Source organism: Acidovorax benzenivorans (genome assembly GCF_028680575.1).
GTDB classification, from domain to species: Bacteria; Pseudomonadota; Gammaproteobacteria; order Burkholderiales; family Burkholderiaceae_C; genus Acidovorax; species Acidovorax benzenivorans.
The window spans coordinates 1-16381 of the sequence record NZ_JAPCKI010000027.1; the positions used below are offsets into that span (position 1 = coordinate 1).

Annotated in this window: 15 protein-coding genes; 14 read left to right on the top strand and 1 reads right to left on the bottom strand. The window is 56.2% G+C overall.

All coding sequences use genetic code 11. The features are described 5' to 3' along the window. The first annotated feature begins 78 nt into the window (after nt 1-78). From OIN59_RS24550 to OIN59_RS24615, 14 genes are all read left to right on the top strand, one after another. Nucleotides 79-540: a phenylacetate--CoA ligase family protein gene (locus OIN59_RS24550; RefSeq protein ID WP_274114726.1), complete on the top strand. Its 462-nt coding sequence runs from the start codon at nt 79-81 to the stop codon at nt 538-540. Nucleotides 541-555: 15 nt separating this feature from the next. Next, complete coding sequence (locus OIN59_RS24555; protein WP_055402979.1) at nt 556-1827, top strand: phenylacetate--CoA ligase family protein; 1272 nt, start codon at nt 556-558, stop codon at nt 1825-1827. Further along, nucleotides 1824-2612 carry an amidohydrolase family protein gene (locus tag OIN59_RS24560; protein ID WP_055402977.1) on the top strand — a complete coding sequence of 263 codons (789 nt, stop codon included), beginning with the start codon at nt 1824-1826 and terminating at the stop codon, nt 2610-2612. Before OIN59_RS24555 ends, OIN59_RS24560 begins: the two co-directional genes overlap by 4 nt. Further along, nucleotides 2609-3037: a DUF2141 domain-containing protein gene (locus tag OIN59_RS24565; RefSeq protein WP_055402973.1), complete on the top strand. Its 429-nt coding sequence runs from the start codon at nt 2609-2611 to the stop codon at nt 3035-3037. Before OIN59_RS24560 ends, OIN59_RS24565 begins: the two co-directional genes overlap by 4 nt. Next, a complete protein-coding gene (locus tag OIN59_RS24570; protein WP_055402971.1) occupies nt 3034-3777 on the top strand; it encodes an ABC transporter ATP-binding protein in 744 nt (247 codons plus the stop codon). The genes OIN59_RS24565 and OIN59_RS24570 overlap by 4 nt, the downstream gene beginning before the upstream one ends. A gap of 53 nt (nt 3778-3830) precedes the next feature. Then, a complete protein-coding gene (locus tag OIN59_RS24575) occupies nt 3831-5000 on the top strand; it encodes an ABC transporter permease (protein ID WP_274114730.1) in 1170 nt (389 codons plus the stop codon). A 9-nt stretch (nt 5001-5009) separates the two neighbouring features. After that, nucleotides 5010-5762: an outer membrane lipoprotein-sorting protein gene (locus tag OIN59_RS24580; protein ID WP_274114732.1), complete on the top strand. Its 753-nt coding sequence runs from the start codon at nt 5010-5012 to the stop codon at nt 5760-5762. A 94-nt stretch (nt 5763-5856) separates the two neighbouring features. After that, on the top strand, nt 5857-7008 hold the full coding sequence (locus OIN59_RS24585) for a hypothetical protein (RefSeq protein ID WP_156358903.1): 1152 nt from the start codon (nt 5857-5859) through the stop codon (nt 7006-7008). Nucleotides 7009-7127: 119 nt separating this feature from the next. Next, the gene (qatA, locus tag OIN59_RS24590) at nt 7128-9089 is read left to right on the top strand and encodes a Qat anti-phage system ATPase QatA (RefSeq protein ID WP_274114736.1); all 1962 of its coding nucleotides are present in this window, start codon (nt 7128-7130) and stop codon (nt 9087-9089) included. After that, complete coding sequence (qatB, locus tag OIN59_RS25305) at nt 9089-9961, top strand: Qat anti-phage system associated protein QatB (protein ID WP_328517994.1); 873 nt, start codon at nt 9089-9091, stop codon at nt 9959-9961. The genes qatA and qatB overlap by 1 nt, the downstream gene beginning before the upstream one ends. Next, nucleotides 9958-11325 (top strand): Qat anti-phage system QueC-like protein QatC, encoded by a 1368-nt coding sequence (qatC, locus tag OIN59_RS24600; RefSeq protein ID WP_274114740.1) that lies wholly within the window; start codon nt 9958-9960, stop codon nt 11323-11325. Before qatB ends, qatC begins: the two co-directional genes overlap by 4 nt. After that, nucleotides 11325-12116, top strand: a complete 792-nt coding sequence (qatD, locus tag OIN59_RS24605; RefSeq protein WP_274114742.1) for a Qat anti-phage system TatD family nuclease QatD — start codon at nt 11325-11327, stop codon at nt 12114-12116. The genes qatC and qatD overlap by 1 nt, the downstream gene beginning before the upstream one ends. A gap of 60 nt (nt 12117-12176) precedes the next feature. Continuing rightward, nucleotides 12177-12434 carry a hypothetical protein gene (locus OIN59_RS24610; RefSeq protein ID WP_274114744.1) on the top strand — a complete coding sequence of 86 codons (258 nt, stop codon included), beginning with the start codon at nt 12177-12179 and terminating at the stop codon, nt 12432-12434. 465 nt (nt 12435-12899) lie between these two features. Continuing rightward, nucleotides 12900-14852 carry a lipase family alpha/beta hydrolase gene (locus tag OIN59_RS24615; protein WP_274114746.1) on the top strand — a complete coding sequence of 651 codons (1953 nt, stop codon included), beginning with the start codon at nt 12900-12902 and terminating at the stop codon, nt 14850-14852. Nucleotides 14853-15014: 162 nt separating this feature from the next. Here OIN59_RS24615 and OIN59_RS24620 read toward each other — a convergent pair whose 3' ends face one another. Continuing rightward, nucleotides 15015-16250, bottom strand: a complete 1236-nt coding sequence (locus OIN59_RS24620; RefSeq protein WP_055400417.1) for a tyrosine-type recombinase/integrase — start codon at nt 16248-16250, stop codon at nt 15015-15017. Between the last annotated feature and the right edge of the window lie 131 nt (nt 16251-16381).

Genomic DNA, 16381 nt, shown 5'->3' on the forward strand with positions numbered 1-16381 from the left:
TATCAGGCTGCACTCCACGCTGGGATACCAGTCACCCAATAGCTACGAGATGCAGCAGGCCTTGGCAGCTCACTCAGCTTGAACGAACTTCCCCTATCGGAATGTCTGAAAAAACTTGACCACGACATGGTCACCGAGCTCACACGGATGGCTTCTCCGCTGATTCGCTATAGGACTGGCGACATCGGTTATGTCGAAAAGTCCAGGTGCTCTTGTGGCGTCACGCTGGACCGTCTCATTCTGAGAGGTCGGGCAGGTGATCAGGTCCGAATCGGAGAAAAGACATATGGCCCCTATTACTTGGAGCAGTTTCTCCTTGAGATTCCAGAAGTTGGAAACTGGTATCAGTTCTTGCCTCAGGGAGATCAATTGCTGATACGTCTGGAGGCGAATCACGGATCAGAAGACAGGGACCGGCTGGCTCGCGCCATAGCGAGTCGGTTTGAATTCTCGACGGGTATTAAGGCAACCGTTGAGTTCGTGGACAGCATTCCCCGCACCGGTGGGAAGACGATCCGAGTCATCCAGCCCGCCGCGTAACTTTGAAAGAACCAGATGCGTTTTCTTCATGAAAAGTTCAGGCCAACCACCAGCACGCTTCATCGGGTGGTCGCGCATGCCTATGACCGTAGCCCGATGTATCGAAAGAAGATGCAGAGTCGCGGCGTCGCTCCGCACCAAATTGACACGGAAAACGACCTGCCGCAGCTTCCTTTCACGACACGGGAAGAGCTCGGATCGGATCCTTGGGCGTTGCTTTGTGTTCCCCGTTCGACCTTGGTGCAGGCCCATATGTCCACCGGCACAACAGGGCGCAATCCGCTGTATGTCGCTTACGACTGGGAGGATCTGTACACGCGGGGGCTAATGCCCCTCAGTTCCGATAAATCCGTCCCACGGCTCCTTCGCATCGAGCCTGGCGAGATCGTCTTCAATGCACTGCCGTACGAAGTCAGCGTCACTGGCTTGGCTATCCACCGCTCCGTACAGGACGGGATCGGAGCATGTGTCGTGCCTTTGGGCAAAGGCGGTTTCTATTCCGAGCCACTGAAAGCCCTGAAGATGATGCGCGAGATTGGTGGCGATCATTTGTTCACCACTCCGTCTTATGCCGTGTACTTGGCGGAGCTTGCAGGAGCACCCCAAGCGGAGTTGAAGGAGATGTTTGGTCTCAAGTCCATCTGGCTTGTTGGTGAACTTTGCTCAGATGCTTTGCGACGGCGCATTGAGCAACTGTGGGGGGCTCCAGTGTTCCTCTACTACGGAACTATGGAGTGTGGGCCAGTAGGAGTGGAATGCGCTGAGCAGGATGGTTATCACCCCGCGACCAATTTCACTGCTGTGGAGATCGTGCCTCTCGACGAGCCGATGACTGATGCGACTGGAGCGGCGCTCGGCGAAATTGTGGTAACCACGCTCTGGCGCTACGCCACCCCACTAATTCGCTATAGGACAGGCGATCTTGGCCGCTGGGATGAGCAGTCATCGGGTTCCGGCGGATGTGCTCGACGGCTGCGCGTGCATGGACGGTTGGAGGATGTTGTGCGCGTGGCGGGGAAAGTTCTCCATGTCCAGGACATTGAACAGGGCCTTCTGGATATTCCCGAAGTGAGTTCGTGGTTCCAATTGCGCCCCGAAGGGGATGTCTTGTGCATTGTGCTACCTGCTCAGAAGGGGGTGGATGCAGCCGCTGTAGCTCGAAGGGTTCAGCATTGGGCAGTTACCTACTTGGGCCTTGATTGCAAGGTCGAGCATGGTCCAGCCCGTTCTTACTCGGGTGGAAAGTTCATGCGCGTTATTCGTGCAACACAAGGAGAAATTAAATGATCATTGACGCTCATGCGCACGTGACTCGTGCGGACTACGGCTCTATCGATCGGCTATCTGCTTTGATGGACAAGCACGGCATTGACAAGGCTGTTCTTTTTCCGGGGGGCATGATCGATGTGCGTCAAATGTCGCAGTACGTGCGAGGCGCAGCCACTGCTGATACGGATCAGATCCCCAATGACTTGGTCGAATCCATTTTCACGAAGGACCGTGACCGGTATTTTGGCTTCTACTGTGTGAATCCCAATAGCGCGGGCGATAGCACTGCGGCATTTCGAGCAGCGATCGCGAGAGGGTTCAGTGGGCTAAAGCTTGCCCCGATCGTTCACAAGTTCGCGCTGTGCTCTGAGGGAGTTTTCGAGTTGGCGCGAGCATGTGGCGAGCTTCGCGTTCCACTGTATTCGCACGTTGTCTTCAGCCCTGGCGCCACTACTGAAAAGTTTGGCGAACTCGCCAAGGCGTTTCCTGACACGCAGTTCATATTGGGGCACATGGGCTTCGGTCCAGCTGATGTGCAAGCCATTGAGGTGGCTGCGACCTGTGACAACGTCATGCTCGAGACATCCGGCGGATCTTTCATGATCATCAAGATGGCGCTGGAGCGGCTGGGAGCAGGGAAACTCATCTATGGATCGGAGTTCCCCATGCAGCACCCCCACGTCGAGCTCGAGAAAATCCGCATGACTGCTGGTGGCGAGGATTTCAAGAAGATTTCCTCTCGAAATCTTTTGTCTCTTTTCGAGCAGCGCAAGCTGCCGCAAAGCGTGGAGCTTTCTCAATGAAGGCGGCTCACTTACTTGCATTCATGCTAGTCGCCCTTCTCAGTGAGCATGCGGCGTTCGCTGCTGATCTGGTGCTTGAGGTCAAAAGTTCGCAAGCCTCGGGGCGAGTCAATGTTGCGCTTTATGACAGTGCCACAAGCTTCCTTCGCAAGACGGTTGCTTCCAGCGGAGGTGACCTGAAGAACGGTGTCGCGATACTTAGTTTCCCGAACCTGGCACCTGGCAACTACGCAATCTCGGCTTATCTGGACGCCAATGGCAACAACAAGCTTGACACTAATTCGATGGGAATTCCTTCCGAACCCTATGCCTTCAGCCGCAGCGCCAAGGGTCGTATGGGACCTCCAACCTTCGAAGACGCAGCTTTTGCGGTGGGTTCTTCCGGGACGAAACTCACGATCGAACTGTCGAAGGGACGGCCATGACTGCGCTGCTACATGGCGAAGGGGTTGAAACCTCGGTCGCCGTACCAGCAAAGCCCTTGGTCGCAATCAGTGGATTGCACCGATCATTTTCACTTGGCCACACAACGGTTAAGGCGCTTCGTGGAGTGGATCTGAAGATCCATGCGGGTGAAATGCTAGCAGTCTGGGGACCCTCGGGGAGTGGTAAGTCCACTCTGATGAACATGATCGGATTGATTGATAGACCAGATACCGGTAACGTTTGCTTCAAGGGCATTGAGGTGTTGGCACTTAGCGATGATGAACTCAGCGACTGCCGCAGCCGGAACATCGGCTTTGTGTTTCAGTCCTTCAATCTCGTTCCCGTCCTCACTGCGTTGGAGAACGTCATGCTTCCCCTTCAATTGCAGGGGGTCGGTGCGCAGGTGGCTCGTGCCAAGGCACAGGGACTTTTGGATGCCGTGGGATTGGGAGCCCATCTGAATCATCGACCGGATCGTATGAGTGGGGGGCAGCGCCAACGAACTGCCATCGCACGAGCTCTGGTGGCTGACCCAGAACTGGTGATCGCGGATGAGCCGACGGCGAACTTGGACTCCGAAAGCAGCCAGAACGTGATTTCTCTCATGCGGGAACTCAACCGGGACACGGGGACGACATTCGTGTTCTCTACGCACGACCAGCGTCTTCTGGACCACGTCCCACGAGCCGTGCAGCTAAGGGACGGGATCATCGAGCATGATCAGGAGTGTGCCCAATGAATGTGCTGGAGTTGAGCGTACGAAATCTCCTGCGGAATCCGAGAAGGACGGCAGTGACTGCGTTGAGTTTGGCCGTGGGATTTGCAGCCATCGCCTTGTTTGCAGGCTATACGGCAACCGTCTACGAGAGTCTGAAATCCCAGGCCATCTATGGGGAGCTATTGGGTCATCTGACCATAGCGCGTCCCGCCTACTTTGAGGCCAGTCGGCAGGAGCCGACAAGGTTCCTGTTGGGAAAGGAACAGGTCGGGAGCATTTCCTCTATCGTGAAGTCAGAATTTCCTGGTTCTACCGTCGCCGTGCGATTGGGGTTCAGTGGACTGTTGTCTAACGGCCGGGCGAGCAGCATCTTTGTCGCCGAAAGCCTGGATCCAGAGGCAATGCGGGCCCTCCGAGGACCGCGCGCGCGGGCATCTGGAGGGCTCGATGAGAAGTCACCTCAGGGCGTGACATTGTCCCGCGGACTTGCCCAGATTCTGAATCTTCGCGATGGAAGTGATGGCGCGGTTCTGGTGAGCACGGTAACGGGACAAGCAAATGCGTCGGATGTCCAGATCGTTGATACCTTCAGTACAGGAAATGTCGCAACCAATGACAAATTCATGTTTGCGCCTCTTTCCTTGGCTCAGTCCCTTATGGATGTCCAGGGGCAGGCCGATCGGGTAACGGTGCTGTTGCCGGAGGGCACAGATGTGAACACCGCGAGGCACCAACTTGCCGACAGACTTGCTACCAAGGAGGATGGCCTTACCGTTGAAGTTTGGCAGGATCTTTCCATTTTTTATGCGCAGGTCAAGGCCCTGTTCGACAGGGTATTTGCGTTTGTCCTGGCCATTGTGCTTGTCATCGTTGCAATGAGTGTGGCGAACGCGATGGGTATGAGTGTGATTGAACGCACGCGAGAGATCGGTACTCTTCGGGCGATGGGCTTACGTCGATCTGGAGTCATCCGCATCTTCATTGCAGAAGCCCTCGTACTTGTCTCAGTGGGATGTCTGCTAGGTGCTGTACTGACTGTTGGCATTACCTACGGTGTGAACCAGCTCGACATTTCCTATCGGCCGCCCAATGCGACCGAGGAGGTGCCATTTGTCATCGGCTTCGACTTGATCAAGGCCGGGTTTGGCGCGCTGGCGCTGACATGTATTGGCGCTTTGGCCTCGCTCTTTCCGGCGCGACGTGCAGCGGCGCAGCCCATCGTCATCTCGTTGACACATGTTTAGGACATCAACATGCGCAATTTCTGGATTGGATTGACCATCGTGCTTGGTGGACTCGTTGCCGCTCTTTCCGCGGCCAATGCCACCGAGAATTCTGACGCGGCAGTTTTGCTAAAGCGTTCCGATGCAGCTCGTGGGGGTGGTGCGCCAGGATTGACTTGGGAGGTGAGCGTGCGAAGCACTGGCGGAGGGGCTCAGGACCAGGATATGCGCATGCGGATCAAGGCGGCCGAGACCGCTAGCCTGGCCGAGACGCTGGAACCACTCAAAAGCAAGGGCGCCAAAATGCTGCAGATGGATCGCAACATGTGGCTGAGCAAGCCGGGGCTGAAGAAGCCCATTGCGATCTCACCTCGCCAGCGTCTCTCGGGTCTGGCTGCAATCGGTGATATCGCAGCGACGAACTACGCCAAAGACTATCAGGCAGTGCTTCTCCGACAAGACGATTTCAAGGGGGAGCCTTGTCATGTTCTGGAGCTCTCCGCGCGGGAGCGCCAAGCTACGTACGATAAATTGATCTACTGGGTTTCCACCAAACGGGGTGTTGGGGTCTTTGCGGAATTCCTCTCACTGAGCGGAAAGCGCCTCAAGACGGCGGAGTTCTCCTACGAAAACAGCGTGGCCATTGAGGGCAAGACGACGCCGTTCATTAGCAAGATGGTCATTTCTGACGCCCTCACGGACGCCAAGACTATTCTTGAGTACGGACAGACCAAGGTCCAGTCGATCCCCTCGTCCGAATTCGATGTTTCGCACCTGGAGTGATATGCCGTGTCGCTGCATCAGTCGTCGAGGCTTTGGGTATGCACTGGCTTCACTTTGTTTTGCCACCTCCACTGCTTTGGCTCAAGAGTCGCTAGTGCAGACGGCCACCAGTGGTAACGATTGGGAGAAATCGACATCGCTGCAGACGTGGACATATGCTACTCATTCGAGCCCCTTTGCCGACAGTGTCCTGAACCCCAGAAATTCAATACTGAAGATCGCTAGAGCGCAGTATCTTTCCGACACGCGGTTGGACTTTTCTCTGAAGAACAGCGATGCTGATCTGGTACTCAAGCCGCGGCTGATTGGTGAAGTTCGAGAGGGGGGCAGTGGGACGTCATCTACTGCCGAAGGGTATCTCAGTCAAGCTTTCGGGAGATTCCGAATTCGCCCAGACTTAACGGCGACGCTGGGAAGGGAGCTATTGACTTGGGGACCCGCCAACTTTCGATCACCCAGCAATCCGTACTACTACGATTCCGGGAAAACGCGGCCCTTGGAGGACGTTCCCGGGGTGGACATCGCCCGGATAGACTGGTCGGCCGGGCGGTGGACATCCACCGTAGGTTTCGTTAGTGGGGGACGGCAGAACGATGAAGAATGGCGTCAAAGTTCCTTGCTCAAGCTCGCTTATCGGGGCAACGATTTTTTGGTTGGTGGCATCCTCAGCAAACCAAGAAATAGGCGGAGCTTTGTGGGGGGGTATGCACAGTTTTCTATAGGAGATGCATGGCTCCTGTATGGGGAACTGAGTTCGACTACGACCTCAAATATAACTACAACTTCGAGCACATTGCCTGCGGCTGCTCGAGCAACCGTAGGCACGATTGGTGCTGCGTACACATTCGAAGGTGGAGCTTCGCTCGGTGCTGAGTATCTGCATGATGGGCGTGGCTATAGCCGGGCTGCGCAGGCTGCATATTTTTCAGCTATCGAGGCGTCTTTGGCAAGTTCGCAAATTGCCGTCGATTTGCGACGGGGTGGTCAGTCGCGTCTGTTGGGTCGGGACTACCTCAACATTTTGCTGCAGAGCAATTTGCAGGATCCCTCGACTTACTGGCGGGTATCGCCAACCGTGAATCTGCAGGATCGAAGTCGCCAACTTCTTTTGTACGGTGAGCATAGTCTCCACCCAAGAATCGCTCTCTTTGGTAGTTTGCTCTGGAGCAGTGGAGGGCGTTCAACTGAGTTCGGCGCAGTAGTGCGATCCACCGCGACTTTGGGACTCAAGATTTTCTTGATGTGAACCTGTAGGGCGTGCTAACTAAGAAAACCATGGCGAGATGGTCGCGAGACGAATCGTCTCACGCCACATTTTTTCGGAACTGTTGGTGCCACAGTGTGGCTTATGGGGAGATGAGGCTAATGATCCTGACCGACAACGAAACCAAAGTTGACCTGCTCAACAACGAGGCGATTTCGAAGACCATCATCGAACTGCTGCGCGAAAACCCAGATCATCCAGTCACGATTGGTGTCCACGGTGACTGGGGGGCCGGGAAGTCCAGTGTTTTGGAGATGATCGAAGCGGGCTTCGCGGGTAAGGAGGACGTGCTGTGCCTCAAGTTCAACGGTTGGCGTTTTCAAGGTTTCGAGGATGCCAAGATCGCGTTGATCGAGGGAATCGTCACCGGCCTGGTCGAGAAGCGTCCGGCAATGACCAAGGCTGCTGGAGCACTCAAGGATGTCTTCAATCGTATCGATTGGTTGAAGGTCGCGAAGCGCGCAGGGGGCTTGGCGGTCACCGCATTCACTGGCATCCCGACACCGGATCAAATCAGCGCTGTCGTGGGGACGCTCGAAGGGATATTCGCCGACCCCGGCCAGCTGGCGACGAAAGAGAACCTCACGTCTGCAATTGAAGGCGTGAAGTCGATGTTGAAGCCGGCAGAAACCAAGAATGTTCCGGAGGAGGTTGAGGCCTTTCGCAAGGCGTTCGACAAGCTCCTGAAGGATGCTGGCATCAAGCAGCTCATTGTGCTGATTGATGACCTTGACCGCTGCTTGCCGGATACGGCCATAGACACACTCGAAGCGATCCGACTTTTTGTGTTTACCGCGCGCACGGCGTTTGTCGTTGCCGCGGATGAGGCAATGATCGAGTATGCGGTGCGTAAGCACTTCCCCGATCTACCTGAGACCACGGGGCCGCGCGATTACGCTCGAAGCTATCTGGAGAAGTTGATCCAGGTGCCATTCCGGATCCCGGCCTTGGGGGAGACGGAAACGCGCATGTACGTGACGCTGTTGTTGACGGGCGCTGAGATAGGCGAAGGGGATGCTGACTACGCAAAGCTTATTGCAGCAGCGCGGGAACGACTAAAACGGCCTTGGGAAAACGCCGGTCTCGATGCTGCGGCCGTCAAGACCGCACTTGGAGCAAAAGCAGATAAGGCCAACAACGCTCTCGCGCTCAGCGAGCAGATCGGCCCGATCCTGGCGAGCGGTACCAAAGGCAATCCTCGCCAGATCAAGCGCTTTCTTAATACGTTGCTACTGCGGGAGCGCACGGCAAACGCGCGCGGATTCGGTGCAGACATCACCTTACCCGTGCTGGCGAAGCTGATGCTAGCTGAGCGCTTCATTCCTCGCCTCTTCGAGCAGATTGCTTTCGTCTCGGCCGTGCATCCTAAGGGGATTTGTGATGACTTGGAGCACCTTGAGAAGGGACTTGTGGCCGAAGGTGCAAACAGTAGGGGTGACGGTAAGGCGGCGACGGATGTGCGCAAAGCATCCAAGACGACGGAAACCGTAGCGTCGGAACCAGAGAGCGCCGTCCTGTCGGAATGGGTGTCGTCGGAAACGGTTCGCGATTGGGCTCGGGTGCAGCCCTTGCTCTCCGGCATTGACCTACGTCCGTACCTCTTCGTGACGAAGGACAAGAAGGATTACTTCGGCCCCGTGTCTATATTGGGGCACCTGGCCACAGTGGTGGAGAAACTGTTCGGCGGAAAGATGACCGTTCAGGGTTATGAGTCCGAGTTAAGGCAATTGGCTCAGCCTGAAGCCGACAAGGTGTTCGAGGCTGTGCGCACCAAGATCATGGGCACCGGTGCTCTTGAAACCCTACCCGCGGGCGTCAATGGCCTCATCGTGTTGGTAAAGGCGCAACCGGGGCTGCAGAGCAAGCTGCTGGACTTTCTGGAGGCTCTGCCAAGCAGCAAGTGCGGCCCGTGGGCGGTCAGCGGCTGGCAGGGTGTCGTCAAGGACGCGGACTGTGTCGGTCGCCTTACGGCATTGCTCACGGAATGGAGCAAAGTGACCAACAACCCCGCCCTCAAAGCAGCCGCCGAATTGGCACTAAAGGATACGAAGGGAGCGCGCTGATGGGAACGTCAACAGCATATGGCGGTCCAGGCGGCGGTACGCCGCTGGTACCTACATGGTTGGGAGATGCGGACGGCGGGGGAGCGTCGCCAGCGTCGCCTTCGCCTGGCGATGGCACGAACGGCGATGGCGCCGCACCGCCTGCCGCGCCTAAGCGACCGGCCATTCCCGCTGCGGCCGATCCCCAACGCTTTTCCGGCGCGCGAAACAGCTTCACTCGATTCGCTGGTTCAGGGGGAACTGACCGGCCTAGCCTTGGTCGCGCCGTCTCGCGATACGTATCGACGTCCTCCGGGGGAGCGCGGCAGGCGGCTCAACGAATGGGCGCATCGCGCGCATCGGGTGCGAGATTGCTCGGATTCTTGGCGGACGCACAGGCCCGTGGCGTACGGGAAGCGCTGCGCGAGTTTAATCTTGAGGCGCTTGCGGGTCGCCCGATCACAGAAATTTTTGTGGGATTGGCCGACGTCATCTGCCCTGGAGCTGGCACCGTTGACGAGGGCATCGCACGGGAAGCTTACATCGAGACGATCATTGAACTGACCACTGAAGGGTTGACCGACCTTTCGACCTTCACGCCAGACCAGATGCAAACCGTGTTTGAGCTGTATGTGACGCATGCGATCGAGGCGCGCATCTGCAATGACATCGGCACGAAGGCCGTGACAATGCCGACGGACGTGCAGGCCGCGCATCGCGTGGAAGCACAACTGCGCGACTTCATTCGCGGCGGTGTCAGCGATGCGCTCACGAGGGCGCGTTCCGAATCTCCGAATCTGCCCCCCGAGCGCATCCAGTCGTTCGTGGACACGGTGTATGAGTCCGCGTTTGCGATCCTGCAGTCTCTCGGGCAAGCGGAGGCGGACCAATGAAACGACAACTTCTGGCGGGGCGCTTCGGCCCTGATGATCAAGCGGATATCCCGACTGGTCAAGATGAACAGCGCACCTTACTCCAGATGGTCGCCGGCGAGAAGTCATTGGACCACGGCATCGGTGGTGCGCTGACGAGCTTGAAGAAGCTGGGTGTCTATCCATCTGAAATTGGTATTGATCTGCTGGTGGTCGCTGCACATGTCCACGCAGCTGATACCCGTATTTCTCGTGCGGAACAGTCTCAGGACTCGTGGACGCGGGAGATCCGCTTGGTCATTCCGGTCAGTGACCCGGTACGCTGGACTGGCGCTGCCTCAACGCTGACGAAAGCCCTGAATTTCTTGACCGGCGATCGCTGGACGATTGGGTTCCGGGCTCGACCGCCGAGGTTTGCGACCATCGCCCAAGTGGCCCCACCCACTTTGATTGCGCCGCCGTTTGATGCCGTGAGCCTGTTCTCGGGTGGCCTGGACAGTTTGATTGGTGCTATCGATCTCTTGGAAGCCGGTGCGACGCCATTGTTGGTCAGTCACTTTGGTGAAGGCGCTACTAGCGATGCGCAGGGCAAGCTCTTCGCCGCTTTGAAGAAGCACTACGATAAGTCCTCGTTCGAGCGCTTGCGCGTCGGTATGACATTCGTCGACGGCCTGGTAAAGGACGTCGGATCAGAGAACAGCACGCGGGGGCGTTCATTCCTGTTCTTTGCACTCGGTGTGTTCGCTGGGTCCGGACTGAATAAGGCATTCATCCTGCGGGTACCCGAAAATGGACTGATCGCGTTGAATGTACCTCTTGACCCATTGCGACTCGGTTCGAACAGCACACGTACCACGCACCCCTACTACATGGCGCGCTGGAATGAACTGCTGATAGAACTGGGCATCAACGGGCGTATCGAGAATCCGTGTTGGGACAAGACGAAGGGGGAGATGGCTGCTAGTTGTGGCAACCAGGCGCTGCTGACCAAGCTTGCACCGAATTCCCTGTCGTGTTCATCTCCGACAAAGGGGCGGTGGCAGGGGCTCGGCATCGAGCATTGCGGATACTGTTTGCCATGCCTGATTCGGCGTGCTGCCTTGGACAGCGCCTGGGGAGCAGGAGAGGACAAGACAACCTATACGGTGCAGGACCTTCGCGCCAAGGCTCTGGACACGCGAGAATCCATTGGAAAGCAGGTGCGATCCTTTCAGTATGCGATCGAACGCATGCGTGGTCGGCCACAGCTTGCAAACCTCCTGATCCACAAACCTGGCTCGCTTGCGGATGAGGTCACGCATCTCGATCAGCTCGCAGATGTTTATCGCCGCGGTCTTGCAGAAGTTGCCGATTTGGTCGACGGTGTCGAGACAAGGCCAAGTTGATGTCTGGATCGAAAATGGTGACCACGAAAGGCCTCGTAGATTTTCACTGCCACCTGGACCTGTATCCCGATCATCAGGTCGCGGTTCAAGAGGCGGAGAATGCGGGGGTCTTTACGCTGGCAGTGACGACGACTCCAAGGGCGTGGCCTCGGAACCATGAACTCGCTCAGAGAACGCGTCACGTGCGCGCGGCGCTCGGACTGCATCCGCAGTTGGTTGCGGAACGGGCAGGCGAACTCGATCTTTGGGACCGATACCTGTCAGAGACACGGTACGTCGGGGAGGTGGGCCTTGATGCGGGGCCACGCTTCTATAAGTCCATCGACATTCAGAAGCGAGTCTTTCAGCATGTCCTGCAGCGGTGCGCAGAAGCTGGGGGCAAGGTCATCACAGTCCACAGTGTTCGCGCTGCCAAGATCGTGCTCGATCATATCGAGTCCTATCTCCCGCCAGCACGAGGCAAGGTTGTGCTCCATTGGTTTACGGGGACTAAGGCTGAGGCAACGCGTGCACTTGAGCTTGGGTGTTACTTTTCGATCAATGCCGCGATGCTGGATACCCCGCGACATGTGGCTATGGTCACAGCGCTCCCTCTCAACAAGTTGCTGACGGAGACTGATGGTCCGTTCACCAAGACAGGCCTGAGGCCGTCGAGGCCAGAAGATGTAACGGTAGTCGTTGAGCTGTTGAGCCGCTTGCACAATGTTCTACCGGCGACGATCGCAGAGACAGTACGGTGCAACTTGCGCAGCTTGCTCGATCACGGTGAACAGATATCCCCGAGCGCCTAGTGAAAGGCTGGACACCTTCACTTGTTCCCTTCCGATTGACCCACGACGAGAAGTGAGACTATGCCGCTGACCGAAAAAGAGATAGCCAATATGAAGCAGCTGATCAGAGACCAAATAGAAAACTACCCTGATTTGGGCGGTATGGTTGCTGAGGGAAAGTTGTCTTATAAATCCGGCTGGTATGAAGCGAATAGCAAGGAGGCTTTTGACGTCATCATTCAACATGCCGCCTCGGTTCGAGTTAGCAAAAAAGGCAAGACTCAGATCAAAGTGCGTGGCCCGAGTAAACGACTCAAGGCGCTCGCAGAAAAGGTTTGAATGTTGATTGGATCGGATCCATAACCTACGAGTGGTTGCAGCGCAACGCACCGAAGTTTGGATTTGTCCGCACTGTAGGCAATTGGGCGCCCGATGAACCCAACGCACAAGTTGCACGGATCAATTGTCGGTTCAAGATACCTAACAGGCTGCTGAAATACCTCACCGCAGGCGTCTCCCAAAAGTTTTCGACCTCGTAGAACGCGCTACAAGCGACGTTTCTGATGCGGGCAAGGGGTAAGGCACCCTCAACCTGAACAAATTTTCGATCCGAAATCAGTATTTCAGCAGCCTGCTAACGCGATGGCCTGAGATGGCCACTACAGCGGGAGATTGTATTGTTGATGGTGTATTGGCAATGGAGTTACTTGCAGGGTGTCGGCGCAGTAGTCTGGCGGAGGGGCAGTGCCAACTTGCAACATTGTCGGGATTTGCTGTTCATTCTTGAATAGTCATAGGGGTCTTATGAAGAAGCTCATCGCCTTTGCTCTATTGATTGCAGTCGTAGCATCATTTGCGGCCAGGGCGTCGCCCAGTGCAGTCATTGACGGATTTGAGCGGGCGGCAGCGTTCAATCCAGAGATTGCAACCAGCGTTACGGCTATTCGCCGACGACCTGTAGTCGTTCTAGTCCCGGGAATTCTTGGTTCAAAACTCACATCACCTACTGTCGGCGACATTTGGGGAAGCGGCATACCGGATCTTGCGAAGATTAAGCTGCCGCCTCAACTCGTCGATGAGACCGCGCCGTCTGATGTTCAGGCCACATTGCTCGAGAATTACTTCGGTGATCAATACGGCGATGCCTTCGCTGCTATAAAAGATGCAGCGAAAAAGATTGGAATTGATGCGGTAGCCTGCGGTTATGACTGGCGTCGCGATCTTCGATCCGGCGCCGCTGACCTAGAAGCTTGTCTATATAGGACCTTTGGGACCACGCGGCGGACGCTCATTTTTGTATCGCACAGCATGGGTGGAGTTGTTACTGCGGTCTGGAATGCAAAGCATGATGCTCGGCAGTATTCCCGGCAACATCTAGTAGGCGGTATCGTGCTGCTAGGGTCTCCGCTGCAAGGCAGCTGCGAAGTTCTGCGAATGATTCACGAGGGATACAAACAACCGGTTGAAAATTCACTTAATGCTGGAAAGCGCGCCGAATACGTCTACGAAAAGTGGGACAACTTGCGAGGAGGATTGGTCAACTCGTTGACCGGCTGGGCTACAGATGGGGTGCGCGACGCCTTGCTGACTTGGCCGGGTGCTTTTGGACTTACGCCCAAAGCAACAAACACAGATGAAGCGGGTCGCGCCTGCGTTCCACTTTATCAGCCTGAACAACCGGGTGGGCCAGGCCTTATTAGTCATTTTCAACCAGAATTTTGGACTTCGGTAACGGGGCGAGATGTGCTTCGAGGGGCTACCCCTCCGGCCAATTTCAACTCGGTACTCACGAAGGCAAAAGAGTTCCGTGACGGCTTCAGTCTAGCCAGGCCCCGTGCTCCTCTATATGCGTACTATTCGATGTACTGGTTCACTCCGGAGAAGGCACATCTGGGGAATGAAGGGCATCTTAGAAGGGATAAGACGTGGATTGATCTAGACGGCGATGGTCGAGTGCCATTACCAGCTGGAGGCTCTCGCCCGGAGAGTTCGTGGCTTTCTGGATACACACCGGTCAACAGCGTCCACGGTGGTTTGCCAAAGGACAAAATCTTCCAGGAAATGTTCTTGGTCGGACGCCTCCCAAAGCTAGTCCAAGGGCTTACGGCTTATGAACTTATCTTGGAACACGGAAAGGACCCTGCAGCGATTGCGGCCTACGCTAAGGCTGGAGGGGGCGTTCCTGTCGTGGACGAATTCAAGGGTGCTTTGGATGTAGTGGCCCCCAATGGCGTCGGCACGACACCTCGGTCGCCATTGGGGGCCGATATGGTTGCGCTGGCTGACGGCTTCCGTGTAGATCTATGTCGGACCACCCCTCTGTGCACAACTACTTATAGGAAGGCAAGGTTGCGAAATCTCTCTGTTGTTGAGAGAAGATTGGAGTTCGCTAGTGTGTTGGGAAACGAGGGCTGGTCGGCGTCAGAACGAGCCTCTGCGGCCGCCCAAATAGGACTGGCCAATGCAAGCCTTGGCGAGTTACGCTCTGCAGGGCCGGTTCTCGCGACGGCGTCTACCGAACTGACTCGCAGCATTGAGCAATCTACCATTTCTGATTCTGGTCGCCAGAAGCTCGCTGACCTTAAACAAGTGGTCGACCGAAATCTGGCAGTCGCACTAAGGGAGAGCGGGCAGTGCCCTGCAGCCAAGGCGTTACTTACCTCGCTTGAGTTAAGTAAGACTAGGTACCGCGCAGACCTGAGTGCGATTTGTTTAGATAGAGATACTGCGGTGTCTCAGCCTCTCGGTGACTTCTAAGGTCGAGCGTGAGTACCTCGCTTGGCCCAAACGCTGTACGCCTTGCATAAATTGCCCGCTCCCCAATACGCAGGGTTGGATTGCCTTGATCTGCGGGTGAGTTGTCACCTATTGGTTGGTTCCAAAATCGGCCGGTAACGTGGATCCCGAAATGAAGCGAATTCACCTTCTGGTGGGTGTCTCCGATTCAGCTTTTTCAGGTAGCTTCCCGATTGCAAACGCTTCCCAAGCATTCATGAGTTCCCGCCGTTGCTCTAGCAAGTCAGTGCGATGGTAGGCCGCCTCAACCTTGTCTTTGATGGTGTGTGCCAGTGAACGTTCCGCAAGGTCACGTGCAACCCCTTTCTCGCTGCACCAGTCCCGAAAGCTGGATCGGAAGCCATGGGCCGTCGCAACCCTTCCAGGGGTGTCGCTGTGGGCCTTTAACCTGCGCAGAAGCGATGTGATGGCCATGTCGGAAAGTTCGACCCGATCCCGAACCGAAGGAAACACGAGGGTTTCGTGCAGGCCCTTCTGCTCTTCAAGGATTGCCATCACCCGTGGGGAGATGGGAACGCGATGGGGAAACTTTGCCTTCATGCGCTCGGCAGGGATCGTCCAGACTTTGCTCTTGAGATCGACCTCGTTCCAGGTCATTCCCCGCGCTTCGCCCGAGCGACAGGCCGTCAGAATCACAAACTCAAGCAATGTGCGCGTCACCTCAGGCCGGCTGCCCGGCCTGAGGTGTTTTTGCACGAATTCTGGAATGTCTCGCCAGGGCATGGCGGGATGGTGTTGCGTCCGCACAGCCTTGCCTGGCTGCTGCGCGAGCAGGTGTCCCACCACGTCAACGGGATTTGATTGGCAGTAACCGTGGGCCCAACCCCAGCCAATCACTGCATGGATGCGCTGTTTTACCCGACTGGCTGTTTCTGCCTTGGTTAGCCAGATGGGCTTCAGCACCTCGGCAACGTCGCCTGGTTGGATCTCGTGCAGAAGTTTGCTCCCCAACTTTGGGAAGACGTACTCCTGCAAGGTGTTGATCCATTGCTGGCCATGCTTGGGGTTCTTCCAACCAGGAAGGAGGTCTCCATGGAGCGTGTGTGCGGCTTCTTTGAAGGTAGGAACCTTGGGCTTGTCTTCGATCTTTGCCTTCTCTTCGAGCGGGTCCTTGCCCTCGGCCAGTTCAATGCGCATGACGGTAGCGTGCTTGCCCACTTCCGCGATGCTGATCTCAGGGTAGGAACCCAGGCCGGCATTTCGACGTTTTCCCGACACGGGGCTGACGTATCGCAGGACCCACTTGCCGTGGCCCTTCGTGTTGGACGGGTGCAGGGCCAGACCGGTGATACCCCCATGGGGAATTGCCGTGTCCGTTGGTTTGATGTTCCGCGCTTTGGTGTCGGTAATGATGGTCATTCGGTGTGCCTGGTTGGGTATGCCATCCAGTATGCCACTGAGTATTTGCTCTCATCGATACTTCTTGGACGTCTTTGAACAAAATACTTATATAAAACAATGGATTACGGTGTCTATTTGAATCTCGCTGG